General features: G+C 73.2%; 24 protein-coding genes. 16 read left to right on the forward strand and 8 right to left on the reverse strand.

The genetic code is table 11. The annotated features are described in order from the left end of the window. The first annotated feature begins 4 nt into the window (after nucleotides 1–4). From AA0Z99_RS01225 to AA0Z99_RS01240, 4 genes are all read left to right on the forward strand, one after another. Entirely contained in the window at nucleotides 5–430 is a 426-nt protein-coding gene (locus AA0Z99_RS01225) for a cytidine deaminase (protein WP_413318696.1), read from the forward strand. Continuing rightward, the gene (locus tag AA0Z99_RS01230; RefSeq protein WP_413318698.1) at nucleotides 423–1,712 is read left to right on the forward strand and encodes a thymidine phosphorylase; all 1,290 of its coding nucleotides are present in this window, start codon (nucleotides 423–425) and stop codon (nucleotides 1,710–1,712) included. Before AA0Z99_RS01225 ends, AA0Z99_RS01230 begins: the two co-directional genes overlap by 8 nt. Before the next feature lie 112 nt (nucleotides 1,713–1,824). Beyond that, nucleotides 1,825–2,931, forward strand: coding sequence for an adenosine deaminase (locus AA0Z99_RS01235; protein ID WP_413318700.1), 1,107 nt, complete (start codon nucleotides 1,825–1,827; stop codon nucleotides 2,929–2,931). Further along, nucleotides 2,928–3,386 carry a PTS sugar transporter subunit IIA gene (locus AA0Z99_RS01240; protein ID WP_413318702.1) on the forward strand — a complete coding sequence of 153 codons (459 nt, stop codon included), beginning with the start codon at nucleotides 2,928–2,930 and terminating at the stop codon, nucleotides 3,384–3,386. The genes AA0Z99_RS01235 and AA0Z99_RS01240 overlap by 4 nt, the downstream gene beginning before the upstream one ends. A 60-nt stretch (nucleotides 3,387–3,446) precedes the next feature. Here the strand turns inward: AA0Z99_RS01240 and AA0Z99_RS01245 are convergent, their stop codons facing one another. Both AA0Z99_RS01245 and AA0Z99_RS01250 read right to left on the reverse strand, forming a co-directional pair. After that, complete coding sequence (locus tag AA0Z99_RS01245; RefSeq protein ID WP_413318704.1) at nucleotides 3,447–5,120, reverse strand: phospho-sugar mutase; 1,674 nt, start codon at nucleotides 5,118–5,120, stop codon at nucleotides 3,447–3,449. Next, nucleotides 5,117–5,947: a purine-nucleoside phosphorylase gene (locus AA0Z99_RS01250; RefSeq protein ID WP_413318706.1), complete on the reverse strand. Its 831-nt coding sequence runs from the start codon at nucleotides 5,945–5,947 to the stop codon at nucleotides 5,117–5,119. Before AA0Z99_RS01250 ends, AA0Z99_RS01245 begins: the two co-directional genes overlap by 4 nt. 97 nt (nucleotides 5,948–6,044) lie before the next feature. On the opposite strand from AA0Z99_RS01250, the gene AA0Z99_RS01255 reads away from it, so the two are divergent. The 3 genes from AA0Z99_RS01255 (at nucleotide 6,045) to AA0Z99_RS01265 (ending at nucleotide 9,122) form a co-directional block, all read left to right on the forward strand. Continuing rightward, nucleotides 6,045–6,584 carry a YaeQ family protein gene (locus AA0Z99_RS01255; protein ID WP_413318708.1) on the forward strand — a complete coding sequence of 180 codons (540 nt, stop codon included), beginning with the start codon at nucleotides 6,045–6,047 and terminating at the stop codon, nucleotides 6,582–6,584. 46 nt (nucleotides 6,585–6,630) lie between these two features. Further along, nucleotides 6,631–8,070 (forward strand): NAD(P)H-quinone dehydrogenase, encoded by a 1,440-nt coding sequence (locus AA0Z99_RS01260; protein ID WP_413320719.1) that lies wholly within the window; start codon nucleotides 6,631–6,633, stop codon nucleotides 8,068–8,070. A 170-nt stretch (nucleotides 8,071–8,240) separates the two neighbouring features. Next, the gene (locus tag AA0Z99_RS01265) at nucleotides 8,241–9,122 is read left to right on the forward strand and encodes a hypothetical protein (protein ID WP_413318710.1); all 882 of its coding nucleotides are present in this window, start codon (nucleotides 8,241–8,243) and stop codon (nucleotides 9,120–9,122) included. 167 nt (nucleotides 9,123–9,289) lie between these two features. Here the strand turns inward: AA0Z99_RS01265 and AA0Z99_RS01270 are convergent, their stop codons facing one another. Beyond that, on the reverse strand, nucleotides 9,290–11,056 hold the full coding sequence (locus tag AA0Z99_RS01270) for an acetyl/propionyl/methylcrotonyl-CoA carboxylase subunit alpha (protein WP_413318712.1): 1,767 nt from the start codon (nucleotides 11,054–11,056) through the stop codon (nucleotides 9,290–9,292). Nucleotides 11,057–11,187: 131 nt separating this feature from the next. Here AA0Z99_RS01270 and AA0Z99_RS01275 point away from each other — a divergent pair, with 131 nt between their 5' ends. The 4 genes from AA0Z99_RS01275 to AA0Z99_RS01290 all read left to right on the forward strand — a co-directional run bounded on the left by AA0Z99_RS01275 (nucleotide 11,188) and on the right by AA0Z99_RS01290 (nucleotide 16,604). Continuing rightward, nucleotides 11,188–11,991, forward strand: a complete 804-nt coding sequence (locus AA0Z99_RS01275; RefSeq protein ID WP_413318714.1) for a hypothetical protein — start codon at nucleotides 11,188–11,190, stop codon at nucleotides 11,989–11,991. A 77-nt stretch (nucleotides 11,992–12,068) separates the two neighbouring features. Next, on the forward strand, nucleotides 12,069–12,716 hold the full coding sequence (locus AA0Z99_RS01280) for a TetR/AcrR family transcriptional regulator (protein ID WP_413318715.1): 648 nt from the start codon (nucleotides 12,069–12,071) through the stop codon (nucleotides 12,714–12,716). 2 nt (nucleotides 12,717–12,718) lie between these two features. After that, nucleotides 12,719–14,449: an ABC transporter ATP-binding protein gene (locus AA0Z99_RS01285; protein WP_413318717.1), complete on the forward strand. Its 1,731-nt coding sequence runs from the start codon at nucleotides 12,719–12,721 to the stop codon at nucleotides 14,447–14,449. Nucleotides 14,450–14,573: 124 nt separating this feature from the next. After that, nucleotides 14,574–16,604, forward strand: a complete 2,031-nt coding sequence (locus AA0Z99_RS01290; protein ID WP_413320721.1) for an ABC transporter ATP-binding protein — start codon at nucleotides 14,574–14,576, stop codon at nucleotides 16,602–16,604. 19 nt (nucleotides 16,605–16,623) lie between these two features. Here the strand turns inward: AA0Z99_RS01290 and AA0Z99_RS01295 are convergent, their stop codons facing one another. Continuing rightward, nucleotides 16,624–17,268, reverse strand: a complete 645-nt coding sequence (locus AA0Z99_RS01295) for a Maf family protein (protein ID WP_413318719.1) — start codon at nucleotides 17,266–17,268, stop codon at nucleotides 16,624–16,626. A gap of 70 nt (nucleotides 17,269–17,338) precedes the next feature. On the opposite strand from AA0Z99_RS01295, the gene AA0Z99_RS01300 reads away from it, so the two are divergent. Continuing rightward, nucleotides 17,339–18,607 (forward strand): class I SAM-dependent RNA methyltransferase, encoded by a 1,269-nt coding sequence (locus AA0Z99_RS01300; protein ID WP_413318721.1) that lies wholly within the window; start codon nucleotides 17,339–17,341, stop codon nucleotides 18,605–18,607. A gap of 202 nt (nucleotides 18,608–18,809) precedes the next feature. On the opposite strand, the gene AA0Z99_RS01305 is transcribed toward AA0Z99_RS01300, so the two are convergent. The 4 genes from AA0Z99_RS01305 to AA0Z99_RS01320 are packed head-to-tail and all read right to left on the reverse strand — an operon-like array spanning nucleotide 18,810 to nucleotide 22,840. Next, complete coding sequence (locus AA0Z99_RS01305; protein WP_413318723.1) at nucleotides 18,810–19,946, reverse strand: FAD-dependent monooxygenase; 1,137 nt, start codon at nucleotides 19,944–19,946, stop codon at nucleotides 18,810–18,812. A 59-nt stretch (nucleotides 19,947–20,005) separates the two neighbouring features. Next, a complete protein-coding gene (locus tag AA0Z99_RS01310) occupies nucleotides 20,006–20,968 on the reverse strand; it encodes a DNA topoisomerase IB (protein WP_413318725.1) in 963 nt (320 codons plus the stop codon). A gap of 37 nt (nucleotides 20,969–21,005) precedes the next feature. Next, nucleotides 21,006–21,245, reverse strand: coding sequence for an acyl-CoA carboxylase epsilon subunit (locus AA0Z99_RS01315; RefSeq protein ID WP_413318727.1), 240 nt, complete (start codon nucleotides 21,243–21,245; stop codon nucleotides 21,006–21,008). 23 nt (nucleotides 21,246–21,268) lie between these two features. After that, nucleotides 21,269–22,840, reverse strand: a complete 1,572-nt coding sequence (locus tag AA0Z99_RS01320) for an acyl-CoA carboxylase subunit beta (protein WP_413320723.1) — start codon at nucleotides 22,838–22,840, stop codon at nucleotides 21,269–21,271. Nucleotides 22,841–23,071: 231 nt separating this feature from the next. Here AA0Z99_RS01320 and AA0Z99_RS01325 point away from each other — a divergent pair, with 231 nt between their 5' ends. Genes AA0Z99_RS01325 through AA0Z99_RS01340 form a run of 4 tightly spaced genes read left to right on the forward strand, consistent with a single transcriptional unit; the run spans nucleotide 23,072 to nucleotide 26,856 of the window. Next, on the forward strand, nucleotides 23,072–23,797 hold the full coding sequence (locus AA0Z99_RS01325) for a biotin--[acetyl-CoA-carboxylase] ligase (protein WP_413318729.1): 726 nt from the start codon (nucleotides 23,072–23,074) through the stop codon (nucleotides 23,795–23,797). Between the two features lie 17 nt (nucleotides 23,798–23,814). After that, nucleotides 23,815–24,354, forward strand: a complete 540-nt coding sequence (locus AA0Z99_RS01330) for a PH domain-containing protein (RefSeq protein WP_413318731.1) — start codon at nucleotides 23,815–23,817, stop codon at nucleotides 24,352–24,354. 40 nt (nucleotides 24,355–24,394) lie between these two features. After that, nucleotides 24,395–25,738 carry a UDP-glucose dehydrogenase family protein gene (locus AA0Z99_RS01335; protein ID WP_413318733.1) on the forward strand — a complete coding sequence of 448 codons (1,344 nt, stop codon included), beginning with the start codon at nucleotides 24,395–24,397 and terminating at the stop codon, nucleotides 25,736–25,738. Next, complete coding sequence (locus tag AA0Z99_RS01340) at nucleotides 25,735–26,856, forward strand: 5-(carboxyamino)imidazole ribonucleotide synthase (protein WP_413318735.1); 1,122 nt, start codon at nucleotides 25,735–25,737, stop codon at nucleotides 26,854–26,856. The genes AA0Z99_RS01335 and AA0Z99_RS01340 overlap by 4 nt, the downstream gene beginning before the upstream one ends. Nucleotides 26,857–26,873 lie beyond the last annotated feature (17 nt).

The raw sequence follows: 26,873 nt of genomic DNA on the forward strand, positions 1-26,873 counted from the left end.
CCACGTGACCGAGATCGACTGGGACCTCCTGCACGCGCGCGCCGTGGAGGCCTCGAGCAAGGCCTACGTGCCCTACTCGCGGTTCCCCGTGGGGGCAGCCGCGCTCGTCGACGACGGGCGCGTCGTCTCCGGCGCCAACATCGAGAACGCCGCCTACGGGGTGACGCTGTGCGCCGAGTGCTCGCTGGTGAGCGAGATGGTCATGGGCGGCGGCGGCAGGATCGTGGCCTTCGCCTGCGTGAACGGCGCGGGAGAGCGACTCATGCCGTGCGGGCGCTGCCGCCAGCTGCTCTCCGAGCACGCGGCGCCGGGCATGCTGCTCGACACCGTCAGCGGCATCCGCACGATGGCCGAGGTGCTGCCGGATGCCTTCGGCCCGGCCGCGCTGGACGACTACACCGAGCACCAGAGGAGCAGCACCCGTGGCTGAGGCTTTCGACGCCGTCGACATCATCCGCACCAAGCGCGACAGGGGAGCGCTCTCGACCGAGCAGATCGACTGGCTCATCGACGCCTACACGCGCGGCTACGTCGACGACCCGCAGATGGCGGCCCTCACGATGGCGATCCTGCTGAACGGCATGGAGCGGCGCGAGATCCACGACCTGACCTCCGCGATGATCGCCTCCGGCGAGCGCATGGACTTCTCGTCGCTCGAGGCGCCGACCGTGGACAAGCACTCGACCGGGGGCGTCGGCGACAAGATCACGCTGCCGCTGATGCCGCTCGTCGCCGCGTTCGGCGCCGCCGTGCCGCAGCTCTCCGGCCGCGGGCTCGGTCACACCGGCGGCACGCTCGACAAGCTCGAGTCGATCCCCGGGTGGCGCGCCGACCTGACGAACGAGGCGATGCTCGAGCAGCTGCGCACCGTCGGCGGCGTGATCTGCGCCGCTGGCGCGGGCCTCGCGCCGGCAGACAAGCGGCTCTACGCGCTCCGCGACATCACCGGCACCGTCGAGGCGATCCCGCTCATCGCATCCTCGATCATGTCGAAGAAGATCGCCGAGGGCACGGGCGCCCTGGTGCTCGACGTGAAGTTCGGCTCCGGCGCCTTCATGCAGGAGTTCGACCGCGCTCGTGAGCTGGCGGAGACCATGGTGTCGCTCGGCCGCGACGCGGGCGTCGAGACCCGGGCGCTGCTGACGACGATGGACACGCCGCTCGGCCTCGCGATCGGCAACGCCAACGAGGTGCGCGAGTCGGTCGAGGTGCTCGCCGGCGGCGGCCCCGCCGACGTGGTCGAGCTCACCGTCGCGCTGGCGCGCGAGATGCTGGACGCGGTGGGCAAGGGCGATGCGGATGTCGAGGTTGCGCTCGCCGACGGGCGGGCGATGGACGTCTGGCGACGCTTCGTGATCGCGCAGGGCGGCGACCCCGACGCGGCGCTCCCGACGCCCAACGAGACGCACACGGTCCTCGCCGAGCAGGACGGCGTGCTCGCCCGCCAGGAGGCGCTGCCCTTCGGCATCGCCGCGTGGCGCCTCGGGGCCGGCCGCGCGCGCGCGAGCGACCCGGTCGTCCACGCGGCGGGCATCGACCTGCACGTCAAGCCCGGCGACAGCGTGCGCGCGGGCGAACCGCTCTGGACGATCTCGGCGGACGACGAGACGCGGATCCCTCGGGCGCTCGAGGCGCTCGAGGGCGCCTGGGAGCTCGCCCCGCCCGGGACGGTCGTGGACGTGCCGCCGATCGTGCGGGAGCGCATCGCCTGAGGGCGCGCGGCGCCGCCGCCGGGCGCGCTCGAGCCGCGGCGCGGATCCGTCGTCGTGCCGTCATCCTGGGCAGGTAGCATCGAAGCCCCAGGCACCCGACGACGGAGGCGGAATGTCCCGATACGAGGTCGACGGCGTCGACATCCAGGCGCTGCCCAAGGTGAGCCTGCACGACCACCTCGACGGGGGGCTGCGCCCGCAGACCATCATCGAGCTGGCCGACGAGATCGGTCTGGAGCTGCCCTCCACCGATGCCGCTGCGCTCGGCGCGTGGTTCGGCGAGCAGTCGAACTCGGGCTCGCTGCCGGAGTACCTGCAGACCTTCGACGTCACGACCGCGGTGATGCAGACCGAGCACGGGCTGCACCGCGTCGCCAAGGAGTTCGTGCTGGACCTCGCCGAGGACGGCGTCGTCTACGGCGAGATCCGCTGGGCGCCGGAGCAGCACCTGCAGCGCGGCCTCTCGCTCGACCAGGCGGTCGAGGCGGTGCAGGCGGGCATCGAGGAGGCCATCGGGCTCGTCGCGACGCACGGCGGGCGCATCCGCGTCGGCCAGCTGATCAGCGCCATGCGGCACCTCGACCGCGGTGAGGAGATCGCGCAGCTCGCGCTCCGGCACCGCGACACGGGCGCCGTGGGCTTCGACATCGCCGGCCCGGAGGACGGCTTCCCGCCCTCGCGCATGCGGTCGGCGTTCGACCTGCTCGCGCAGGCGCACTTCCCGGCCACGGTGCACGCGGGGGAGGGAGCCGGCATCGACTCCATCGCGGACGCGCTCTTCTCCGGCCGCGCGCTGCGGCTCGGCCACGGCACGCGCATCGCCGAGGACATCGTCATCGAGGAGGAGTCGGACGACGCGATCGTCGTGCGGCTCGGCGAGATCGCCGAATGGGTGAAGGATCGCCAGATCGCCCTCGAGGTGAGCCCGTCGTCGAACCTGCAGACCGGCACGATCGCGCAGTGGGGCTCGGCGCTGGCCGACCACCCGATCGATCTGCTGCACCAGCTCGGCTTCTGCGTCACCGTCAACCCCGACAACCGCCTGCAGTCGGGCACGACGCTCACGCGCGAGCTGGGCCTGCTGGTGGAGGCCTTCGACTGGGATCTCGACGACCTCGAGCAGGTCACCCAGAACGCCGCGGCGAGCGCCTTCAGCACGATCGAGGAGCGCGACGAGCTCGCCGACGAGATCTCCGACGGGTTCGACGACCTCCGATGACGCTGCCGCTCGACCAGGCGACCTTCTCGCCCGGGGTCCGCGCCGCCGATTGGCGCGCAGCCGTGCGCGCTGCGGGCGTCGACCTCGTGACGGCCGGCGCCGTCGGGCGCGCCTACGTGGACGAGCTCGTGCAGCAGATCGAGCAGTCCGGCCCCTACTGCGTGGTCGCGCCGGGCGTCGCCGTGCCGCACGCCCGGGCGAGCGCTGTCGTGCGCCGCGATGCGCTCGCGATCGTCGTGCTCGACGAGCCGGTCGCGTTCGGCCACCCGCACCACGATCCCGTGCGGGTCGTGATCGGCTTCGCGGCGACGAGCGCGAAGCGCCACCTCACGATCCTCGCGGAGCTCGCCAACGCCCTCGACGCATCCGGCGTCGCCGAGCGCATCGCGGCGGCCACCACGCGCGACGAGGCGATCGAGGCGCTGCGCCCCGCGCTCCCGACGCACGAGGGGTGAGCCGGGCGTCGGAGCCCGGAGCCGGCTCGGGCTCCCGCGGTGCCGGTCGCGCGTGCGCGCTCAGGCGTCGAGCAGGGGGCGCACGGCGTCGGTGAGCGCCGCCACGCGCTCGCGCGCGAGGCGGATGCGCTGCGAGGGAGGACCGTCGGTCGACGTCGCATCGATGTAGACCTTGACCTTGGGCTCGGTGCCGCTCGGCCGCACCATCACGCGCGAGCCGTCGTCGAGCGTGAAGCGCAGGATGTCGCCGACGGCGCCGTGCTCGGGCAGCGCCAGGTCGTCGGCCGCGAGGACCGCGGCGCCGGCGAGCGCGATCGGCGGATGCGCGCGCAGCGCCGCCATGGTGGCCGGGATGCGGCTGAGGTCGGTCACGCGCACGCTCACCTGGCCGGACTCGAAGGCGCCGAACTCGCCCGCGAGCGCGAGCAGCTCCTCCGAGAGCGAGGAGCCGCGCTCGTGGAGCGCGCTCGCGAGCGTCAGCACGCGCACGAGCGCCGAGATGCCGTCCTTGTCGCGCACGGTGCCCGGGTTGACGAGGTAGCCGAGGGCCTCCTCGTAGCCGAAGGTGAGCCCAGGCACACGGGAGACCCACTTGAAGCCGGTGAGCGTCTGCACGAACGCGAGCCCGTGCGCCTCGGCGATGGCGCCGAGACCGGGGGAGGAGACGATGGAGGCGGCCAGCACGCCCCGCCCGCGCGCCGAGCGCGCGGCATCCCACCCGAGCAGCAGGCCGACCTCGTTGCCGGTCAGCATGCGCCAGCCGGTGGGGCCCTCGTCGGGCACCGCCACGGCGAGGCGGTCGGCGTCGGGATCGTTCGCGACGATGAGCTCTGCGCCCTCCGCGGTCGCGAGCGCCATGGCCAGGTCGAGCGCGCCATGCTCCTCGGGGTTCGGGAAGTCCACGGTCGGGAAGGCGCCGTCCGGCTGCGACTGCTCCGGCACGGCGATGACCGCGGGGAAGCCGGCGGCGTCGAGCACCGCCTCCACCGTCTCGAGGCCCACGCCGTGGAGCGGCGTGTAGACGACCTTCGGCCCGCTCGCGCCGGCCATGCCCTGATCGGGCTGGCCGATCGCGGCGGTGGCCTCGACGTAGGCGCGCCACACGCCCTCGCCCGCGACCTCCGCCTCGCCGCGCGGGTACTCGCCGACGGGCGCCTGCGATGCGCGCTCGATGAGCGCCGCGATCTCCGCGTCGACGGGCGGCACGATCTGGCTGCCCTCGTCGGCGCCGCCGAGGTAGACCTTGTAGCCGTTGTCGGCCGGCGGGTTGTGGCTCGCGGTCACCATGACGCCCGCGCTCGTGCCCAGGTGCCGCACCGCGAAGGCCACGAGCGGCGTGGGGAGCATGCGAGGCAGCAGGATCGCCCGCACGCCCGCGCCCGCGAACACCTCGGCGGCGTCGCGCGCGAAGCGCTCGGAGCCCCGCCGGCCGTCCCAGCCGATCACCACCGAGGGATGCGGCTCGCGGCCGACGAGGTACGCGGCGAGCCCGGCGGAGGCCTGCTGCACGACCACGGTGTTCATGCGGTTCGGTCCCGGTGCGATCCTGCCGCGCAGTCCCGCCGTGCCGAACTGCAGTCGGCCGCGGAACGCATCCGTCACCTCGGCCGACGCGGCGGCATCGCCCGACTCGGCTGCGACGACGAGCGCCTCGAGCTCTGCCCGGGTCTCGGCGTCGGGATCGGCCGCAGCCCACGCGCGCGCCGCCTCGATGGCCGCGAGCAGCGAGCTCATGCCTGCGCGCCGATCGCGCCGATCACGTCGGCGAGCAGGCGCGAGATGCGGCCCTCGGCCTCGCGGCCGGCGTCGATGACCTCCTGGTGCGACAGCGGCGTCGTCTGGATGCCGGCGGCGAGGTTCGTGATGAGGCTGAGCCCCAGCACCTCCATGCCGGCCTCGCGAGCGGCGATCGCCTCGAGCGCGGTGGACATGCCGCAGATGTGACCGCCCATCGCCTTCGCCATCTGCACCTCGGCGGGCGTCTCGTAGTGCGGGCCGCGGAACTGCACGTAGACGCCCTCGTCGAGGCTCGCGTCGACCGTGCGCGCGACATCGCGCAGGCGCGGGGAGTAGAGGTCGGTGAGGTCCACGAAGGTGGCGCCCTCGAGCGGCGAGTCGGCCGTGAGGTTCAGGTGGTCGCTGATCAGCACGGGCTGCCCCGGCTCCCACTGCGGCTTGATGCCGCCCGCCCCGTTCGTGAGCACCATGATCGTGGCGCCGGCCGCGGCGGCGGTGCGCACCGAGTGCACCACGCGGCGCACGCCGTGGCCCTCGTAGTAGTGGGTGCGGGCGCCGATGACGAGGGCGCGGCGGCCGTCGTCGGTCAGCACCGATCGGATGGTCCCGACGTGCCCCTCGAGCGCGGGCTTCGAGAAGCCGGTGACCTCGGTGGCCGGGATGGTGTGGGTCGTCTCGCCGATGAGGTCTGCGGCCTTCGCCCAGCCGGAGCCGAGCGTCAGGGCGATGTCGTGGCGGTCGACGCCGGTGATGCGGCGGATGTCGTCGGCGGCCTGGCGGGCGACGTCGCGGGGGTCTGCGGGCGGGTCGAGCGGGTGCGTCATGCCGCCCACTCTAAGCGTGCCGCCGTCGTGCGAGCAGGGACGCGCGCCGGTCGGCAGCGCGCTGCATGACGGCGGCGCTCGCGTAGGCTCGGCGACCATGGCCATCGGCGCGACCGTCCACACCTTCAGCGTGCAGCTCGCCGACGTCGACCGCGGCGTCTACGAGGAGCTCTCGCTCAAGGTGGCGCAGCACGCCTCCGAGACCCTCGCCTTCATGGCCACGCGCGTGCTCGCGCTGTGCCTCGAGCACGAGGAGGGCATCGCCTTCGGCTCGGGCGTCGCGAGCGGCGCGGAGCCGGCCGTGATCGCGCGCGACGCCACGGGCGCGATCACCGCGTGGATCGAGGTCGGCGCCCCCGAGGCCGAGCGCGTGCACCGCGGCAGCATGGCCGCGGCGCGCGCTGCCGTCTACACGCACCACGATCCCGACCGGCTCGCTGCGCGCTGGGCGGGCAAGCGCATCCATCGCGCCGACGAGGTGCGGCTCGTCTGGTTCGACGACGGCTTCATCGATGCGGTGGCGGGAGCGGTGGATCGCCGCACGACGATGTCGGTCTCGGTCACGGAGCAGGTGCTGTATGTCGAGGTCAACGGCACGGCGCTGAGCTCCGACGTGCACGAGCGCCGCGCGGGCTGAGGCCCGACGGCTCTCGCGTGCGGCGCGACGGCGCGGATGCGGGATGATGGTGCGCGTGAGTGCATTCGAGCGCAAGCAGCGCGTGGTGATCATCGGCGGCGGACCGGGCGGCTACGAGGCGGCCCTCGCGGGGGCGCAGCTCGGCGCCGACGTGACGCTCATCGAGCGCACCGGGGTCGGCGGCAGCGCGATCCTCACCGATGTCGTGCCCTCGAAGTCGCTGATCGCGACCGCCGAGTCGGCCGCCGCCATCCGCGACGCGAACCAGCTGGGCGTGCAGTTCTCGGTGCGCGGCGACGCCGGCCGCCCGCAGAAGCCCGAGGTCGCGGTCAACCTGCGCGCCGTGAACCGTCGGCTGCTGTCGCTCGCGGCGAAGCAGTCGCTCGACATGAAGGCCGACCTGGAGAAGGTCGGCGTCACGCTCGTGCAGGGCGAGGGCCGGCTCGACGGCCCGGGGCGCGTGGTCGTCTCGACGGGGAAGCAGGGCGCCGACTTCGACGAGTTCGAGGCGGACACCATCGTCGTCTCCGTCGGCGCTGCGCCGCGCCAGCTGCCCTCGGCGATGCCCGACGGCGAGCGAATCCTGACCTGGACGCAGCTCTACGCCCTCGAGGAGGTGCCGGAGCACCTGATCGTCGTCGGCTCGGGGGTCACGGGTGCCGAGTTCGCGAGCGCCTACAGCCACATCGGCGCGGAGGTCACCCTCGTCTCGAGCCGCGAGCAGGTGCTGCCCGGCGAGGACACCGACGCCGCGCGCGTGATCGAGGACGTCTTCCGGCGCCAGGGCATGCAGGTGCTGTCGAAGTCGCGGGCGGAGAAGGTCGAGCGCGACGGCGACGGCGTCGTCGTGACGCTCACCGACGGTCGCACCGTCGAGGGATCGCACTGCCTCATGGCGGTCGGCTCCGTGCCCAACACGGCCGGCATCGGCCTCGAGGAGGCGGGGCTGGAGATGGCCGACTCCGGCCACATCCTCGTCAACCGCGTGGCGCGCACCAACCTGCCCAACATCTACGCCGTCGGCGACTGCGCGAACGCGATGCCGCTGGCCTCCGTCGCCTCCATGCAGGGCCGCACCGCGATGTTCCACGCCATGGGCGACGCCGTGCACCCGATCTCGATGCGCACGGTCGCGTCGAACATCTTCACCCAGCCCGAGATCGCGACGGTCGGCTGGTCGCAGACGCAGATCGAGCAGGGCGTCGCGCAGGGCGAGATCTACCGGATCGACCTGTCCACGAACGCTCGCGCCAAGATGATGGGGGTCGAGGACGGCTTCGTGAAGCTCTTCGCCCGCACCGGTTCCGGCACGGTCATCGGCGGCGTGATCGTCGCGCCCAAGGCGTCGGAGCTGATCTTCCCCGTCACGATGGCGATGGAGCACCGCCTGACCGTCGACCAGCTCGCGCGCGTGTTCCCGGTCTTCCCCTCGCTCACCGGCTCGATCACCGACGCCGCGCGCGCGATGCACCGGTTCGAGGACTGACGAACCCGCTTCCGTTCTGCAGGTGATCTACCCGTGCGGAGGGGAGTCTTCCCCCGGGTCGAGAGCGCGGCCTGCACAACGGATGCGGCGTGCCGGCGGAAGGCGGCGGCTCTCCACAGCTGAACGCCTCGGGTCTGCGCGCGCCGCGAGGCCCCGCCAAGGTGTGGCGCATGTCGATCGACGAGCTCGTGCGCGCGCTCGGCGGCGTCGTCTCGCTCGATGACCTGCGCGAGCACGGCATCGCGCGCGAGCAGGTCGTCGAGGCGAGGATGGCGGGCCTGCTGAACTCGGTGCGACGGGCATGGGTCGCCGTCCCGGATGCCGCACCCGAGCTCGTGCAGGCGGTGCGGATGCGCGGGCAGCTGACCTGCATCTCTGCGACCGCGAGCATGGGGCTCTGGACGAAGGCCGACGGCAAGCTGCACGTCGCGGTGCCGGGCAACGGTTCGCGGTTGAACCCCCGGGTGCGAGGCGGTCTCGCCGCGATCGACGATCCGAGTGTCGTGCTGCACTGGCGTGGCCGAACGGAGCCGGGGCGCGCGATGCAGTCGCTCGATGACGCACTGCTGCACGTCGTCGAGTGTCAACCGCCAGCGCTGGCCCTCGCTGTGCTCGACGCCAGTGTGCGCCGGGAGCGCACCACCGTCTCGGCACTGCGCGGGCTGCTCGGCGGGTCCGAGCGCGGACGCCTCCTGCGCGAGCTCGTCGACCCCGGTGCGGGATCGGGGCTCGAGAGCATCGCTCGCTACGGGTTCCGCGCTGCTGGGCTCCGGGTGGAGACGCAGGTGGACCTGCCGGGCTTCGGCCCCCGCGACTTCCGCATCGGCGAACGGCTCTGGATCGAGCTCGACGGCCGCGAGCACCACACACGCGTCGCCGACTTCGCACGTGACCGTCGCATCGACCGCGAAGTGCAGCGCCGCGACGAGATCATGCTCCGCTTCGCCTACGAGGACGTCATGGAGCGCTGGCCAGACACGCTCGCGACGGTGCTGGAGATCGTGCGGGACGACCGGCACCGGCGACGCGCTCCGCGTCCTGCGGATGCGTGACGGAGTGACCGCTCAGGCGCGCGGCCCTGTCGCGCGCTGCAGCCCTGTCGCGGTTCTGCATGCCTTGTCGCGCTCTGCAGGCCTTGTCCGTTCTGCAGGTTCCTGACGGCAGGGGAGGGAAGCACGCCCTCGGCGCGCCCCACAAGCCTGCAGAACGGAGGGAGAGGCTAGGCGGCGTCGGGCGTGATCGTCAGGAGCGGGTGACCCGAGGGCACCGTCTTGCCGACCGGCGCGTCGATCGCGGCGATCGTGCCGTCGATCGGCGCCGACAGCGGCTGCTCCATCTTCATCGCCTCGAGCACGACGAGCAGGTCGCCCGCGACCACGCGGTCGCCCACCTGCACCTCGGCCTTCACGACCGTCGCCTGCATGGGCGAGACGATGGAGCCCGAACCCGCTCCGCCCTCGAGCGCGCGGCGGGTGCGCCGCGGCGCCGGCCCCTTGGCGTCCTTCGCGTCCGAGAAGAGCCGCTTCGGCATCGAGACGGCGATGCGCTTGCCGTCGCTCTCCACGACCACGGTGCGGCGCGGCTCGGGGCCGCCGAGCTCGCCCGCCTCGCCCGCCCACGGCTGCAGCCGGTTGTCGAACTCGGTCTCGATCCACGAGGTGTAGATGCGGAAGGGGGCGTCGCCCTCGGGCGCGAAGGCCGGGTCGTCGACGATCGCGCGGTGGAAGGGCAGCACGGTCGGCAGGCCGTCGACCTCGAACTCGGCGAGCGCGCGGCGGGAGCGCTCGAGCGCCTCGGCGCGGTCGCGCCCCGTCACGATGAGCTTCGCGAGCATCGAGTCGAAGTTGCCGCCGATGACGTCGCCGGCCACGACGCCGGAGTCGACGCGCACGCCGGGGCCGGAGGGGGTGCGGTAGATGCGGACGGGGCCGGGCTGCGGCATGAAGCCGCTGCCCGCATCCTCGCCGTTGATGCGGAACTCGATCGAGTGACCGCGCACCTCGGGGTCGTCGTAGCCGAGCTGCTCGCCCTCGGCGATGCGGAACTGCTCGCGCACGAGGTCGATGCCCGTGACCTCCTCGGAGACCGGGTGCTCCACCTGCAGGCGGGTGTTGACCTCGAGGAACGAGATCGTGCCGTCGGCACCGATCAGGAACTCGCAGGTGCCGGCGCCGACGTACTTCGCGGCCCGCAGGATCGCCTTCGACGCGCTGCGCAGCTGCGCATCCTGCTCGGGGGTGATGAACGGCGCGGGCGCCTCCTCCACGAGCTTCTGGTGGCGGCGCTGCAGCGAGCAGTCGCGCGTCGAGACGACGACGACGGTGCCGTGCGCATCGGCCAGGCACTGCGTCTCGACGTGCCGGGGCTTGTCGAGGTACTTCTCGACGAAGCACTCCCCGCGGCCGAACGCCGCGACCGCCTCGCGGGTCGCGGACTCGAACTGCTGCTCGACCTCGTCGCGCGTGAAGGCGACCTTGAGGCCGCGCCCTCCGCCGCCGAACGCCGCCTTGATCGCGACGGGCAGCCCGAACTCGTCGACGAACTCGAGCACCTCTGCCGCACCCGAGACCGGCTCGATCGTGCCGGGCGCGAGGGGGGCGCCGACCGATTCGGCGATGTGCCGCGCCGAGACCTTGTCGCCCAGCTGCTCGATGGCCTCGGGGCTCGGCCCGATCCAGGTGAGGCCCGCAGCGATGACCGCGCGCGCGAACGCCGCGTTCTCGGCCAGGAACCCGTAGCCGGGGTGCACCGCATCCGCCCCCGAGCGGCGCGCGACCGACAGGATCTTCTCGATCACGAGATAGCTCTCGGCGCTCGTCGAGCCGTGCAGCGAGTAGGCCTCGTCGGCCAGCTGCGCGTGCTGCGCGTCGCGGTCGGGCTCGGCGTAGACGGCGACCGAGCCGATGCCCGCGTCGCGCGCTGCGCGGATGATGCGGACGGCGATCTCACCGCGGTTGGCGATCAGGACCTTCGTGATGCGGGGCATGGTTCCTCAGCCTAGGCGTCCATGCATGACGGATGCGTGCACTCGCCACACAGATCATGGGCGTTCCGTTGCGGATTCCCACAGTCGGGCGCTCCTGGCGGGGCGCGAGCGGCGCGCCCTAGCATCGAGGGGTGGAACCCGTGCTCCTGCTGCTCGCCGAGTGGTGGTGGGTGGCGCCGGCGGGTGCGAGCGCAGGCACGGTCGGCGTGCTCGGCGCTCGACGCCTCGGCCCGGCCGGACGCCGGCTCGAGCTCGACGCCGCGAAGCAGGACGTGCGCGATGCGCGGCGCGTGCTGGCGGGGGCGAGGGCGGGGCTGCAGCGCGTGCGCGCCGAGCTCGCTCGCGATCGCGCGGACGAGGCGGGGCCTGCCGCGATCGCGGAGGCGAAGCGGCGCGTGCGGCATGCGGAGCGCGCCGTGAAGGCCGCCGTCGCCGAGGTCGCGGCTCGTCGGGCGGCCGTAGCCGCCGCGCGCGCGGCGCTCCCGGCGATGCGCGCACCGGCCGAGGCGATGCCGCTCGCGCAGCTGCGCGATGCGCACGACGCCGTGACGCGTCGGTGGCTCGCCTACGAGACCGAGCCGGCGAGCGCCCTCGACGCGCCCGCGATGCACGACACCGCCTCGCCGCGGCTGCAGGAGTTCCTGCGGGCGCAGCGCGACGCGCTCGAGCTCCGGCCGAGCGACGGCCGGGCGCGCATGCGCCCGTCCGAGTTCGCCGCGTATCGCGACGCGGTCGCTCGAGCGACGCGCGCCTTCGACGCCGCCGAGCGCGCGGCGACGGATGCGCGGGGCGCGCTGCCCGGCGGCCGCGACCCGCGCGCGGGCTGGGCAGCGCTCGCCGATGACCTGATCGAGAGCGCGCAGAGCGCCGTCGTCCGCTCGATCGAGGCCTGGCAGCGCACGGAGCGCGATCGTCGCGGTCGCTCCGGCGCGTGAGCCCGGCGCGCCTGGCGACGCCGGACGATCCCGGCTCGGACTTGGTGAGTGAGCGCTCACTCATCTAGCATGGCGGCGTGACCCCCATCCCACGGCTCAGCAGCGACGATCGGCGTGCCCAGATCATCGAGGCGGTGACCCCCGCGGTGCTCCAGCACGGCGCGGCCATCACGAGCCGACAGCTCGCCGATGCCGCAGGCGTCGCCGAGGGCACGCTCTTCAAGGCCTTCGGCGACAAGGAGTCGCTGCTCACCGCGCTGGTCGAGCACCACATGACCGACGAGCGCGCCGAGGCCTTCGAGAGCGACTCGCTCGAGGCGGTCGTCGAGACGATGGTCGGGGTGCTGGTCGAGCGCATGCGCTTCATGTACCAGCTGGTGGTGGCGCTCGGACCGATCGCCCAGCGGGTGGCCGCCGAGCGGCGCGCCGACTTCGAGCAGTCGAAGCACTGGATCGCCGCGCACTTCGAGCCCTACGCGCACCGCCTGCGCGTCACGCCGCTCGTCGCCGCGGACCTCGTCCGCTCCCTCTCGTGGGCAGCCGCCGCCTCCTGGGGCGAGGACGACCCCGTGTCATCGGCCGATGACATCCTGCAGGTGCTGCTGCACGGCATCGTCCGCACCGCCGTGGAGCCCGAGGCATCCGCCCCGTCATCACCCGCCGGCTCGCCGGTCCGCACCATGGCCGGCTCGCCGGCCCCCGCCCTCCAGGATCAGAAGGCCTGACCATGCTCTGGAAGCTCATCGTCCGCTCCGTGAAGCCCTCCTGGCTTCCGCTCATCCTCGTCGTCGCGTTCCAGTTCACGCAGTCGGTGCTCTCGCTCATGCTGCCGACGATCAACGCCGACATCATCGACGACGGCGTGCTCGCCGGCGACACCGACACCATCTGGCGGCTCGGCCTCCTGATGCTCGCCATGAGCCTCGGCCAGGTCGCCGCGAACATCCTGGCGATCCTCTTCGGCGCGAGGCTCGCGATGCGCGCGGGCCGCGACCTGCGCAGCGACATCTTCCGCAAGGTCGGCGACTACAGCGAGCAGGATGTGCAGCGCTTCGGCGCGGCGAGCCTCATCACGCGCAACACGAACGACGTGCAGCAGGTGCAGATGCTGATCCTGATGTGCTGCACCATGCTGCTCTCGGCGCCGATGCTCGCCGTCGGCGGCGTCATCATGGCGGTGCGCGCAGACGCGACGCTCTCGTGGCTCATCGCCGTGGCCGTGCCGCTCATGCTCGTCGTGCTCGGCGTCATCGTCTCGCGCATGGTGCCGATCTTCCGCCAGCTGCAGGCTCGCATCGACGCGATCAACAAGGTGCTGCGCGAGCAGCTCACGGGCATCCGCGTGATCCGCGCCTTCGTGCAGGAGCGCCGCGAGCGGCAGCGCTTCGCGGTCGCGAACGACGACGTCACCGACGCCATGCTGCGCACCGGCAACCTCTTCGTGCTGATGTTCCCCATCATCATGCTGATCGTCGAGGTCTCGTCGATCTCGGTCATCTGGTTCGGCGCCGGCCTCGTCGACAGCGGCGAGCTCGAGATCGGCACGATGATGGCCTTCCTGCAGTACCTCATGCAGATCCTCATGGGCGTGCTCATGGTGACCTTCATGACGATCATGATCCCGAGGGCCGCCGTCTCGGCGAACCGCATCGGCGAGGTGCTCGAGACCGACTCCTCCGTCGTGCAGGTCGCGCCCGGGCAGGGCGCGACGATGCCGACGCCCGGCACCGTCGAGCTGCAGGATGTCGTCTTCCGGTACCCGGGCGCCGACACGCCCGTGCTGGACGGCGTCTCGCTCCGCGCGGAGCCCGGCGAGACGCTCGCGATCATCGGGTCGACCGGCGCGGGCAAGACGACGCTTGTCAACCTCATCCCTCGCCTCTTCGACGCCACCGGCGGCCGGGTGCTCGTGGGCGGCGCCGATGTGCGCGAGGTCGATGCCGAGACCCTCTGGAGCGGCATCTCGATCGTGCCGCAGCGGCCTTACCTGTTCGGCGGCACCGTCGCGTCGAACCTGCGCTACGGCAACGAGGACGCCACCGACGAGCAGCTCTGGCGGGCGCTCGAGATCGCGCAGGCCGCGGGCTTCGTGCAGCAGCTCGACGGCCAGCTCGAGGCGCGCATCGCCCAGGGCGGCACCAACGTCTCCGGCGGCCAGCGCCAGCGGCTCTCGATCGCGCGGGCGCTCGTCGCCGAGCCCGACGTGCTCGTCTTCGACGACTCGTTCTCGGCGCTCGATCTGACGACGGATGCGCGCCTGCGGGCGGCGCTCCGGGAGGCCGTGGGCGCGACGACGCAGATCGTCGTCGCGCAGCGGGTGTCGACGATCGTCGATGCCGACCGCATCGTGGTGCTCGAGGCCGGCAGGGTCGTCGGCACGGGCACGCACGCCGAGCTGCTCGAGAGCAGCGACACCTATCGCGAGATCGTCGAGTCGCAGATGGCTGTGGAGGCCTGAGATGGCACGGGAAGAGAAGGATGGCGCCATGCAGGGCGACGGAGCGGGCGCGGGCGCCCCGAGCGATGCGGGCGGCGACCGCCGACGCACGCGCGAGCAGCGGGCGGAGGCCCGCAGGGCGCGGATGGCGACGCCGGAGCGTGAGCTGACGGAGGAGGAGCGCCTCGAGGAGGAGCTCGCGGAGGCCGCGCGGCTGGGCGCGGGCGACTGGGAGCCGCCGCCCGGCAAGGCCAAGTCGTTCTGGTCGTCGGGCCGGCGGCTGCTCGGCCTCATGCACCCCTACCGCTGGTGGCTCGGTGTGGTCTTCGTGCTGGGCGCCATCGGGGTCGTGCTCGTCGTGCTCGGCCCGAAGCTGCTCGGGCAGGCGACGAACGTCGTCGTGCAGGGCTTCATCCAGCGCCAGATGCCGGAGGGCGCGACGCAGGCGCAGATCGTCGAGGGCTTGCGGCAGCAGGGGCAGGGCGACTTCGCCAACCTGGTCGAGCGCATGCCCGACCTGCAGCCGGGGCAGGGCATCGACTTCGAGGCGCTCGGCGGCATCCTGCTGCTCGTGCTCGGCGTCTACCTGGTGGGGGCGCTGTTCCAGTGGCTGCAGGGCTTCGTCATCAACCGCGTCGTGCAGCGCACCGTGCACGGGTTGCGCCGCGACGTGGAGGACAAGATCCACCGCCTGCCGCTGTCGTACTACGACCGCACCCAGCGCGGCGAGCTGCTCTCGCGCGTGACGAACGACCTCGACAACGTCGCGCAGTCGATGTCGCAGACCATGTCGCAGCTGGTGACCGGCTTCCTGACGGTGATCGGCGTGCTCGTGATGATGCTGACCATCAACGTCTGGCTGGCGCTCATCGCGCTCATCGCGGTGCCGCTGACCGGCATCATCCTGGCGGCGGTGATGGGCCCCGCTCAGGGACTGTTCAAGGAGCAGTGGAAGCGCACCGGCAAGCTCAACGCCATCGTCGAGGAGGCCTTCGCGGGCCACGCGCTCGTCAAGGTGTTCGGCCGCGAGGACGCGGTGCGCGCCCGCTTCGCAGAGGAGAACGACAGCGTCTTCGCCGCATCCTTCAAGGCGCAGTTCATCTCCGGCCTCGTCTTCCCCCTGATGACCTTCGTCGGCAACATCGGCTACGTGCTCGTGGCCGTCGCCGGCGGCCTGTTCGTGGCGGCGGGGCAGATCCTGGTCGGCGACGTGCAGGCGTTCATCCAGTACTCGCAGCAGTTCTCGCAGAACCTCGGCCAGATCGGGCAGACCGTCACCATGGTGCAGTCGGGCGTCGCGAGCGCCGAGCGCGTCTTCGACCTGCTCGACGCGGAGGACGAGTCCTCCGACGAGGGCGGCGCGCGGCCAGCGCCCGGCAGCGGCCGCGTGGTCTTCGACCACGTGCGCTTCTCCTACTCACCGGAGAAGCCGCTGATCGACGACCTGTCGCTCGACGTGGAGCCGGGTCAGACGGTGGCGATCGTGGGGCCGACGGGCGCGGGCAAGACGACGCTCGTCAACCTGCTCATGCGCTTCTACGAGCTCGACGGCGGTCGCATCACGCTCGACGGCGTCGACACGGCGACGATGACGAGGGACGCGCTGCGCGCGCAGACGGGCATGGTGCTGCAGGACACGTGGCTCTTCGGCGGCACGATCCGCGAGAACATCGCCTACGGTCGGCCCGAGGCCACCGAGGCCGAGATCATCGAGGCGGCGCAGGCCACCTACGTCGACCGCTTCGTGCACGCGCTGCCGGACGGCTACGACACCGTCATCGACGAGGAGGCCTCCAACCTCTCGGCAGGGGAGAAGCAGCTCGTCACGATCGCCCGCGCCTTCCTCGCGCAGCCGAGCGTGCTGATCCTCGACGAGGCGACCTCCTCGGTCGACACGCGCACCGAGCTGCTGCTGCAGCAGGCGATGGCCGCGCTGCGGACCGACCGCACATCGTTCGTCATCGCGCACCGCCTCTCGACGATCCGCGACGCCGACCTGATCCTCGTGATGGAGGCGGGGCGCATCGTCGAGCAGGGCTCGCACGAGCAGCTGGTGGCGGCGGAGGGTGCCTACTGGCGACTGCTCAACGCGCAGTTCGAGCAGGCGGCGACCGACCTCGACCTCGAGGACGGCCTCGCGCAGACGGGCACGATCCCCGCGCAGCAGACGACCTGAGCCCGCGCCGCCGGCGGGCTCAGGCGACGGGCGGCGCGGTCAGGGCCGGCCAGGCGACGCCGAGCTGTCGAGCGAGGCGCCGCACGGCCGGGATGCTCATGCCGATGACCGTCGAGGGGTCGCCGTGGATGCGGTCGATGAAGGCGGCACCGCGGCCATCGATCGTGAACGCGCCGGCCACCTCGAGCGGCTCGCCGGTGGCGACGTAGGCATCGATCTCCGCCTCGTCGATGTCAGGCGAGAAGTCGAGGTCGGTCGCGGTGGTGACGCCCGCCGAATCCTGGACGCGCCCCTCGCGCACACGGAGCATCCAGTGCCCAGAGTGCAGCGTCGCGGAGCGGCCGCGCTGCGCGAGCCAGCGCTCGCGGGCGCGCTCGGGCGTGTGCGGCTTGCCGAGCATGGCGCCGTCGAGCTCGAGCGACGAGTCGCCGCCGAGCACGAGCCCGTCGAAGCCCGTCAGCGGATCCTGGTCGAGCAGCGCCTCGGCCTTGGCGCGGGCGAGCAGCAGCACGTAGGCGGCGGGGGAGAGCGGGCCGTGCTCGGCCTCGTGCGCGGCGATCAGCAGCTCCTCGTCGAGATCGGTGGGCGTGACGATCGGCTCGATGCCTGCCTGGCGCAGCAGCGCGAGTCGGGCGGGGGAGGCGGAGGCGAGGATGAGCTGCACGCCTCGATCCTCGCACCTGCCGCTGCGCCGCCTGAGCACGGCAGCCGCATCGGTGCGGGAGGATGGAGCCATGCCCGCAGACATCACCGAAGGCCAGATCGTCGACCTCACCATCGACAACGTCGCGCACGGGGGCCGCTTCGTCGGCCGCCACGGCGCGAGCGAGGGGGAGCGGGGCCGCGTCGTCTTCGTGCCCGACACCATGCCGGGCGAGACCGTCCGGGCGCAGGTCGTCGAGGTGAAGAAGTCGTTCGCGACCGCCGTCGCGCTCGAGGTGGTCGACGCGTCCGCAGACCGCGTCACCCACATCTGGCCCGAGGCGGCGATCGACCGCGCGCCGGCGGAGCGCGCCGGCGGCGCCGAGTTCGGGCACATCCGCCTGGCCCGCCAGCGCGAGCTCAAGCAGCGCGTCATCGAGGATGCGCTGCAGCGCACCGGCGGCATCACGCGCGAGGTGCCCGTGCAGGCCGCACCCGGCGACGAGCAGCGCGGTGGCCTGGGCTGGCGCACGCGGGTGCGCCTGCACGTCGACGACCGCGGCCGGCAAGGCCCCTTCGCGCCGCGCAGCCACGAGGTCGTGCCCGTGACGAGCCTGCCGCTGGCGACCCAGGGCATCCAGCTCTCGGCGCAGCTCGACCAGCGCCTCGGGGGCGTCACCGCGGTCGACTACGTCGAGTGGGGCGACGGTGAGGTCGACGTGATCGCCTCGGAGGGAGCGCCCGAGCGCGGCCGCTCCGACACGATCGTGGAGACGGTGGGCGAGCGCGAGCTCCAGCTCGACCGCTCGGGCTTCTGGCAGGTGCACCGCGAGGCGCCGGCCGTGCTGACGGATGCGGTGCGGCGCGTCATCGACGTCGCGCGCGTCGACCCCGGCGGCTGGTCGCTCGACCTCTACGGCGGCGTGGGGCTCTTCGCGACGACCATCGCCGAGGCGCTCGGCGAGCGCACCCGCGTCACGAGCGTCGAGGGCGACGAGGTGGCGACCGACCACGCCTCGGAGAACCTGGCCGAGTGGTTGGGCGCCAACGCCGAGACCGGGCGCGTCGACCGCTGGCTGCGCGAGCTGGCCGGCCGCGCGAGCAAGCAGGAGCGCGAGCGGCTCTCGAACGGGCTCGTCGTGCTCGACCCGCCTCGCGTGGGCGCTGGTCGCGACGTCATCGAGCAGCTCGTCGAGCTCTCGCCGGCGCAGATCGTCTACGTCGCCTGCGACCCGGTCGCGCTCGCGCGCGACGCGAAGCTGCTGGGTGAGCGCGGCTGGAGCATCGACTCGCTCGAGGCCTTCGACCTCTTCCCGCACACGCACCACGTGGAGGCGGTCGCGGCCTTCCGCCGCGACTGAGCAGCCGGCGCGGCCGCCGCTGCGGCCGCCGCTCGCGCACAACGCACGCCCGCCGGCCCCGACCAGCGGCGCACCGGCAGCAGTGCCGCGGCAGCCGGTGCGCCCCGCCGCGAGGGCTTGCGTCGTGCGCGCGGCGGGGCGGGGCGCGAGGGCTTGCGTTGTGCGCGCGGCGGGGTGAGGCGCGGGGGAGTCGGGGGCTGCGTCAGCGCGTCTTCGTGACGCCGCCCGCGCGGGCGATGAGGTGGGCGACGCCCGGGAGGGCGGCGGCGCGCCACGCGGCGCGCTGCGCCTCGAGCTCGAGCCGGCTGTGGGGCGCGAAGGTCGCCTGCACGCGCCGCCCCCGCGCCTGCTCGCGCTCGATCACCGGCCGCCACTCGCGCTCGTAGGCCGAGAGCCCGGCCGCGACGTCGCTCGGGTGCCTGGCGAACGCGAGCTCCTCGGCGAGCCGCTCGGCGCCCGCGATCGCGAGGGACGCGCCCTGGCCGGCCAGCAGCGAGACGGCGGCGCACGCGTCGCCGAGCAGCACGACGCGCCCGCGCACCCAGGGCTCGACCACCGTCTGCGCGACCGCGTCGACGTACGGGTCTCGGATCCCGCGCACCGCCCGCCGCCCGAGCGCGCCCATGCCGATGAGCGCTCGGCGGGCGTCGGCCGCGCCGACGCCCCGCAGCACCGCGAAGCCCGTCACGCCGGAGTCTCCGAGCGGCGCCACGACGAGCTGGCGATCCTGCTCGACCTGCATCGCGACCATGCCGTCGAGGTCGTGGTGCAGCCGGGCGTCATCGCCGATCCAGGCGACGGCGGTCAGGTCGCCCAGCGGGCGCACGACATCGTCCGCCGGCCCCCAGACCAGCCGCCGCACCCGGGATCCGACCCCGTCCGCGCCCACCAGCAGGTCGGCTGCGACGCGCTCCCCGTCCGACAGCAGCACGTGCGCCCTGGTGCCGTCGTCGTGCACCGCCTCGACCTGCGTGCCCCAGCGGATCCGCACCGCTCCCGGCAGCGCCTCGGTGAGCGCCGCCACGATCTGGGGGCGCAGGATTGTCAGGTATCGCCCCCGCGCCGCGCGCTCGACGAGCGAGATCGGCAGCCGCGCGCGCACCTTGCCCCACGCGTCGACGGTGCGCAGCTCGTCGAACGACTCGGCGCGCGCCCGCAGCGCCGGGAGCACACCCATGCGCTCGGCCGCGTCGAAGCCGGGCCCGAAGAAGTCGACGAGGTAGCCGGATGCGCGTGGCTCGGGGGCGCGCTCGACCACCTCGACGCTCCACCCGTCGCGCGCCAGGCGGCCCGCGAGCGCGAGGCCGGCGACGCCGGCGCCGGAGATGACCGCATGCATGCGCGGCACAGCCCCCGCGGGATCGCCGGGCCCCGGCACCGCGCGCCCGTGGGCACCACTCATCGCAGCAGGTCCAGCAGCGCCCGCTCGCGCGAGCCGCGCAGCCCGATCGTCGCGCCCGCCTGGAAGCGCGCGAAGACCTCGGGATCGATGTAGCTCGACCTCGCGACGGTGGGGGTGTTGCCGAGGGCCTCGGAGACCGCGACCACGGCGGCGCGCTCGGCCCGCCGCCTCGCCGTCTCGGTGCCCACGTCGCGTGCCCGGGCGAGCGCGTCGGCGGCGACGAGCGTGCCGTGCAGCGTGCGGAAGTCCTTCGCCGTGAACTCGCCGCCCGTCGCCTCCCGGACGGCGGCGTTGAGGTCGACGTCGCGCAGCGCATGCACCCCGGCGGCATCGCGCCAGGCCAGCAGGCGCGAGCGCCCCGAGCGCCCGGTGCGCAGCTCGTCGATGCAGCGGGCGAGCGGCGCGTCGTCGATCGTCACGTCGAATCGCTGCCCCGACTTCGCCGGGAACCGCAGCCGCACGGCGTCGCCGGTGACGGTGGCGTGGCGGCACAGGAGCGTCATCAGCCCGCGGGAGCCGCGCTCCTGCGCATAGGTGTCGCCGCCAGCGCGGATCGCGACCACGTCGAGCATCCGCAGCGCCGCTGCCAGCACCCGCTCGCGCGGGAGCCCCTCGAGCGCGAGGTCGCGGGTGACCCGGCGCCGCAGCGCCGGCAGCGCCTCCGCGAGGTCCAGGGCGCGCTCGTGCTTGGCGCGATCGCGCCGCTCGCGCCACTCCGGGTGGTAGCGGTACTGCGTGCGGCCGGCGTCGTCGACGCCGATCGCCTGGATGTGCGCGAGCGGATCCGCCGCGATCCACACGTCGCGCCACGCCGGCGGCACGGCGAGCGACTCGGCGCGCTCGCGATCGTCTGCCGAGGCCTTGCGGCCGCTGTCGTGCGCGTACGACCAGCCGCGGCCCGCCTTGCGTCGTCGGATCCCCGCGTCCGTGCCCGGACGCGCCTTGCGCAGCCTCACCATGCCGCGATGCTAGCGAGGCCGAGCCCCGCGTCTGCTGTCAGTCGCGCTTCCAGCGCGCGCCGGAGGGCAGCCGCGACTTCGCCTGCCACTCGCTCTCGGAGTCCAGCACGCGGCGGTGCTTCGTCTCGGCCCACTCCTCCGCGAGGCCGACGAGCACGGCCTCGACCGCGGCTCGCTCCTGCGCCGTCGGCGAGCCCGACACCACGTGCATGAGGGGCTCGGATGCCTCGGCGTGCGCCGGGCGGTCGGGCGCGGTCATCGCTGCGCCGTCGTGCATCGCCCCACCGTCGTCTCGCACAATCACAGCGGGATGTTGCCGTGCTTGCGCTCCGGCCGCTGCACGCGCTTCGTGCGGAGCGAGCGGAACGCCCGCGTGATCATGACGCGCGTCTCAGCAGGTTCGATGATGCCGTCGAGCTCGCCGCGCTCGGCAGCGAGGAACGGCGAGGCGACGTTGTAGGTGTACTCGCTCGCGAGGCGCTGGCGCACGGCGGCCACGTCGTCGCCGTCGGCCTCCGCCTGCTTGATCTCGTTGCGGTAGAGGATGTTGACGGCGCCCTGCCCGCCCATCACGGCGATCTCGGCGGAGGGCCACGCGACGTTGATGTCGGCGCCGAGCTGCTTCGAGCCCATGACGATGTAGGCCCCGCCGTAGGCCTTGCGGGTGATGACGGTGACCATCGGCACGGTCGCCTCGGCGTAGGCGTACAGCAGCTTCGCACCGCGGCGGATCACGCCCGACCACTCCTGGTCGGTGCCGGGCAGGTAGCCGGGCACGTCGACGACGGTGAGGATCGGGATCGAGAAGGCGTCGCAGAACCGCACGAAGCGCGCGGCCTTCTCGCCCGCCTCGATGTTGAGCGTGCCGGCCATGGCGTTCGGCTGGTTGGCGATCACGCCGACGGTGCGGCCCTCGAGCCGCCCGAAGCCGATGACGATGTTCGGGGCGTAGAGCGGCTGCACCTCGAGGAACTCGCGGTCGTCCATGAGCGTCTCGATGATGGCGAGCACGTCGTAGGGCTGGTTCGGCGAGTCCGGGATGATCGTGTTGAGGCGGCGGTCCGCGTCGTTCACGACGCGCTCCGCGCTGTGGTCGTAGGCCGGGACCTCTGCCTGGTTGTTGTCGGGGAGGTAGGCCAGCAGCGCCCGCACGTAGTCGAGCGCGTCGTCCTCGTCGGCGGCGAGGTAGTGGCTGACGCCGGAGACCGTGTTGTGCGCGCGCCCGCCGCCGAGCTCCTCGAAGCCGACCTCCTCGCCCGTGACCGTCTTGATGACGTCCGGTCCGGTGACGAACATGTGGCTCGACTTGTCGACCATGATGACGAAGTCGGTGAGCGCGGGCGAGTAGACCGCGCCGCCGGCTGCCGGGCCCATGATGATCGAGATCTGCGGGATGACGCCGGAGGCGGCCGTGTTGTTGCGGAAGATCTCGCCGTACTTGCCGAGCGCGACCACGCCCTCCTGGATGCGCGCGCCGCCGGAGTCGAGCATGCCGACGATGGGCACGCCGACCTTCATCGCGTACTCCTGGATCTTCGTGATCTTCTCGCCGGCGACCTCGCCGAGCGAGCCGCCGAACGTGGTGAAGTCCTGCGAGTAGACCGCGACGCGACGACCGTGGACGGTGCCGATGCCCGTGACCACCGAGTCGCCGTAGGGCCGGTTCTTCTCCATGCCGAAGGCGCTCGTGCGGTGGCGCACGTACGCGTCGAACTCGACGAACGAGCCCTGGTCGACGAACTGCTCGATCCGCTCCCGCGCGGTCTTCTTGCCCTTGGCGCCCTGGCGCTCCTTCGCGCGCGCCTCCTTGTCGGTCACCGCCTCGCGGTGGCGCACCCGCAGATCCGCGATGCGGTCGGCGGTGGTGGACATGGGGGCTGCGGCCGCGGAGTCGTCAGACGCGCTGTTGCCCTCGGTCACGGTCTCGTCGGTCACGGATGCCACTCTAGACGCCGCCGCATGCTGGGCCTTTGTGGACTCCCACAGCGGATGCGCGTGAAGCGGTGGAGATCCCCACCACCCGGCGGCGGTCCCGACCCGCTCCTGGGCGTGCGCGATCCGACGCCGCGCGCCCGAGCCTGCCGCGCGCCCTAGCCTGTGGGGATGCTGTTCCCCGGCGCCGCCCGCATCGCCCCCGTCATCGAGCTCGAGTCGGTCGCGTCGACCTTCGACGCCGTCGACGAGCGGGCCGGCCACCTCACCACCTGGGCGACGCTCGATCAGCGCGCCGGTCGCGGCAGGCTCGGCCGCGAGTGGGTGAGCCCGCCGGGCAAGTGCCTGGCGGCCACGGTGCTCGTGCACACGCGGCGGATGCGCGAGGACGCGGTGGCGTGGATGCCGCTCGCGGCCGGCCTGGCGCTCGCGGACGCGCTGCGCACGCTCGTCGGCGACCGCGCGGGCCTCAAGTGGCCCAACGACGTGCTCGTCGACGGGCGGAAGGTCGCCGGCGTGCTCTGCGAGCGGCGCAGGAACGCCGTGGCCGTGGGCTTCGGCGTCAACCTGACGCTCGAGCGCGACGAGCTGCCGACCGCGACAGCCACCTCGCTCACGCTCGAGGGGGCTGAGGGCACGGCCGCGGTGCTCGGCGACGCCGTGCTCTGGCACATGCTGCGCTCGCTCGACGCGCTGCTGCCGGCGCTCGGCGGCGAGCGGCTGCGCGAGGCGGTCGCCGCTCGGCTCGTGACGATCGGGCGCGATGTGCGCGTGCAGCTGCCCGAGGGGGAGCTGCTCGGTCGCGCCGTCGGGCTCGGGCCGACGGGGGAGCTGCAGGTCGAGCAGGAGGGGCAAATCGTCGACGTGCGGGTCGGTGACGTGGTGCACGTGCGCTGATGGGGGAGAATCGTCGGGTGCCAGCCGGCGAGGAGCGAGTCATCGCGCGCATGCGACCGCATGGGCGCGCCCTCATCGTGCCCGTGCTCGTGCTCTGGGGCTGCGCCGGCCTCGCGATGCTGCTGGTCGACACCGTCGACTGGGCGCTCTGGAACACGGCGCTGCTGACGGTGCTCGCCATCGTCGTCGTGCTGCTCACCGTGGTGCCGACGCTCGCCTGGCTCTCGCGCGGCTTCACGTTCACGACCGAGCGCGTCATCATCCGCACCGGCTTCGGCGGCACGCGGCGCGAGACGATGCTCGCCCGCGTGCACGACGTGACCGTGCGGCGGCGCGGGCTGCAGGCGCTGTTCGGCGCGGGCGACGTGCTGCTCTCGACCGGCGGCGATCGTGCCGTGGTGCTGCCGGACGTGCCCGTCGCATCCCTCGTGCAGCGCATGCTCTCCGAGCAGCTCAGCGCGCGCGGCGCGATCCCATCCCCCTCCGCCCTCCCCGGCGCCGGACTCCCGGGAGGCGGCTTCCCGGGCGCCGGCCCCCACGCAGGCCCCCGCGCCTGATCCACCCACCGCGCCCGCGGGCGCACGAAGAGGAGCTCACATGAAGATCGCCGTGATCGGCTGCGGGTACCTGGGTGCCGTGCACGCTGCAGCGATGGCGTCCCTCGGCTACGAGACCGTCGGCATCGACATCGACGAGGCGAAGATCCAGCGACTGCGCCGGGGCGAGCCGCCGTTCTTCGAGCCGGGGCTGCCGGAGCTGCTCCGGGCGGGCGTGGACGCCGGCACGCTGCGCTTCACCGCCGACATCGCCGAGGCCGCGGGCAGCGACGTGGTCTTCATCGCCGTCGGCACCCCGCAGCGCGCGGGCTCGGACGCCGCCGACCTCACCTACGTCGACGCCTCCATCGGCTCGCTCGTGCCGCACCTGAGCGCCGGCACGCTGGTCGCCGGCAAGTCGACCGTGCCCGTCGGCACGGCGGAGCGGCTCGCCGCGATCGTCGCCCCGACCGGCGCCACGCTGGCCTGGAACCCGGAGTTCCTGCGCGAGGGCTTCGCCGTCGAGGACACGCTCGCGCCCGACCGCCTGGTCTACGGCGTCGCCGACGGCGACGACGCATCCGTCGCCGCCCTCGACGCGGTCTACGCGCCGATCCTGGCGCGCGGCACGGAGCGCCTCGTGATGGGCTTCGCGACCGCCGAGCTCGTCAAGGTGAGCGCCAACGCGTTCCTCGCCACCAAGATCTCGTTCATCAACGCGATGGCCGAGCTGTCGGAGACGGTGGGCGCCGATGTGACGCAGCTCGCGGACGCGATCGGGCTGGACGCGCGGATCGGCCGACGGTTCCTGAACGCCGGGCTCGGCTTCGGCGGCGGTTGCCTGCCGAAGGACATCCGGGCGTTCCAGGCCCGCGCCGCCGAGCTCGGGCACGCGCAGACCCTCGGGTTCCTGCGCGAGGTCGACCAGATCAACCTGCGCCGCCGCGACCGGATGGTCGCGCTCGTCGACGGGGAGCTCGCCCGCATCGGCGGTGACCGCGTCGCGCTGCTCGGGCTGGCCTTCAAGCCCAACAGCGACGACGTGCGCGACTCGCCCGCGATCGACGTGGCGCGACGCCTGCAGGAGCAGGGTCGGGTCGTCGCCTGCTACGACCCGGAGGCCGGCGAGACGGCGCTGCGCTCGGTGCCGACGCTGACGATCGCGGCGTCGGTCCAGGACGCCATCCGCGATGCCGACGTGCTGGCGCTCGGCACCGAGTGGCAGGAGTTCCGCGACCTCGATCCCGCAGCGGTCGCCGAGCAGACCCGGGCCCGCGTGATCGTCGACGGGCGCAACACCCTCGACGCCCCACGCTGGGCGGCCGCGGGCTTCACGGTCATCGGGCTCGGCCGGCCCGACACGGCAGCGCGGAGCGCCGCCGTCGCTGAGGGGCCGTCGGCATGATCCTCGGAGTGATCGGTGGCGGCCAGCTCGCGCGGATGATGATCCCCGCCGCCGTGGCGCTCGGCATCGAGATCAGGGTCCTGGCCGAATCGGAGGGCATGTCGGCCTCGCTCGCGGCGACCGACGTCGGCGACTACCGCGACGCATCCGTGGTGCTCGCCTTCGCCCAGGGCGTCGATGCCGTCACCTTCGACCACGAGCACGTGCCGCAGGAGGTGCTGCGCGCCCTCGTCGACGCGGGCGTCGCCGTGCACCCGGGCCCGGACGCCCTGCGCTTCGCGCAGGACAAGCGAGAGATGCGCCAGCGCATGGCGGCGCTGGGCGTGCCCCAGCCCGACTGGGCGCCGGTGGACGCGGCCGAGGACCTGGCGCGGTTCCTGGCCGATCACGGCGGCGTCGGGGTCGTGAAGACCGCCACGGGCGGCTACGACGGCAAGGGCGTGCGCGTCGTGCGCTCGGTCGACGAGGCGCGCGACTGGCTCGACGGCGCAGCCGCGGGCGGACCGCGACTGCTCGTCGAGGAGCTCGTGCCCTTCCGGCGCGAGCTGGCGCAGCTGATCGCGCGACGACCCTCCGGAGAGGCGGTCGTGTGGCCGCTCGTGCAGACGGTGCAGGAGGGCGGGATCTGCGTCGAGGTGCTGGCGCCGGCGCCGCACGCCGCGAGCATCCAGCCCGTCGTGGACGACCTGGCTCGCACCGTCGCCGACGGCGTCGCGGTCACGGGCGTGCTGGCGATCGAGATGTTCGAGACCAGCGACGGGCGCGTCCTGGTCAACGAGCTGGCGATGCGGCCCCACAACTCGGGCCACTGGACGATCGACGGCTCGGTGACCAGCCAGTTCGAGCAGCACGTGCGCGCGGTGCTCGACCTGCCGCTCGGCTCGACCGCGCTCCTGGCGCCCGCGAGCGTCATGGTCAACGTCATCGGCGGCCCGGCCTCTGGGTCGATGGCCGACCGCTACGCCTCGGCCCTCGCAGCGCATCCGGACGTCAAGGTGCACTCCTACGCCAAGGCGGCCAGGCCGGGCCGCAAGGTCGGCCACGTGACCGCGGTCGGCGACGACATGGACGAGGTCGCCTACCGGGCACGCGCCGCGGGCGCGCTCTTCGACGCGTGAGGCAGGGCGCGGCGAGC

The organism is Agrococcus phoenicis, from assembly GCF_047302415.1.
Lineage (GTDB): Bacteria > Actinomycetota > Actinomycetes > Actinomycetales > Microbacteriaceae > Agrococcus.

Bases quoted from the DNA above. Each gene is read 5' to 3' on its own strand.
- AA0Z99_RS01265 (WP_413318710.1), top strand. From the start codon at position 8,241: ATGTCGATCGACGAGCTCGTGCGCGCGCTCGGCGGCGTCGTCTCGCTC.
- AA0Z99_RS01250 (WP_413318706.1), bottom strand. From the start codon at position 5,947: ATGACGCACCCGCTCGACCCGCCCGCAGACCCCCGCGACGTCGCCCGC.
- AA0Z99_RS01315 (WP_413318727.1), bottom strand. From the start codon at position 21,245: ATGCACGACGGCGCAGCGATGACCGCGCCCGACCGCCCGGCGCACGCC.
- AA0Z99_RS01255 (WP_413318708.1), top strand. From the start codon at position 6,045: ATGGCCATCGGCGCGACCGTCCACACCTTCAGCGTGCAGCTCGCCGAC.
- AA0Z99_RS01290 (WP_413320721.1), top strand. From the start codon at position 14,574: ATGGCGACGCCGGAGCGTGAGCTGACGGAGGAGGAGCGCCTCGAGGAG.
- AA0Z99_RS01240 (WP_413318702.1), top strand. From the start codon at position 2,928: ATGACGCTGCCGCTCGACCAGGCGACCTTCTCGCCCGGGGTCCGCGCC.
- AA0Z99_RS01305 (WP_413318723.1), bottom strand. From the start codon at position 19,946: ATGCATGCGGTCATCTCCGGCGCCGGCGTCGCCGGCCTCGCGCTCGCG.
- AA0Z99_RS01340 (WP_413318735.1), top strand. From the start codon at position 25,735: ATGATCCTCGGAGTGATCGGTGGCGGCCAGCTCGCGCGGATGATGATC.
- AA0Z99_RS01260 (WP_413320719.1), top strand. From the start codon at position 6,631: ATGGTGCGCGTGAGTGCATTCGAGCGCAAGCAGCGCGTGGTGATCATC.
- AA0Z99_RS01320 (WP_413320723.1), bottom strand. From the start codon at position 22,840: ATGTCCACCACCGCCGACCGCATCGCGGATCTGCGGGTGCGCCACCGC.
- AA0Z99_RS01245 (WP_413318704.1), bottom strand. From the start codon at position 5,120: ATGAGCTCGCTGCTCGCGGCCATCGAGGCGGCGCGCGCGTGGGCTGCG.
- AA0Z99_RS01310 (WP_413318725.1), bottom strand. From the start codon at position 20,968: ATGGTGAGGCTGCGCAAGGCGCGTCCGGGCACGGACGCGGGGATCCGA.
- AA0Z99_RS01300 (WP_413318721.1), top strand. From the start codon at position 17,339: ATGCCCGCAGACATCACCGAAGGCCAGATCGTCGACCTCACCATCGAC.
- AA0Z99_RS01235 (WP_413318700.1), top strand. From the start codon at position 1,825: ATGTCCCGATACGAGGTCGACGGCGTCGACATCCAGGCGCTGCCCAAG.
- AA0Z99_RS01270 (WP_413318712.1), bottom strand. From the start codon at position 11,056: ATGCCCCGCATCACGAAGGTCCTGATCGCCAACCGCGGTGAGATCGCC.
- AA0Z99_RS01335 (WP_413318733.1), top strand. From the start codon at position 24,395: ATGAAGATCGCCGTGATCGGCTGCGGGTACCTGGGTGCCGTGCACGCT.
- AA0Z99_RS01325 (WP_413318729.1), top strand. From the start codon at position 23,072: ATGCTGTTCCCCGGCGCCGCCCGCATCGCCCCCGTCATCGAGCTCGAG.
- AA0Z99_RS01285 (WP_413318717.1), top strand. From the start codon at position 12,719: ATGCTCTGGAAGCTCATCGTCCGCTCCGTGAAGCCCTCCTGGCTTCCG.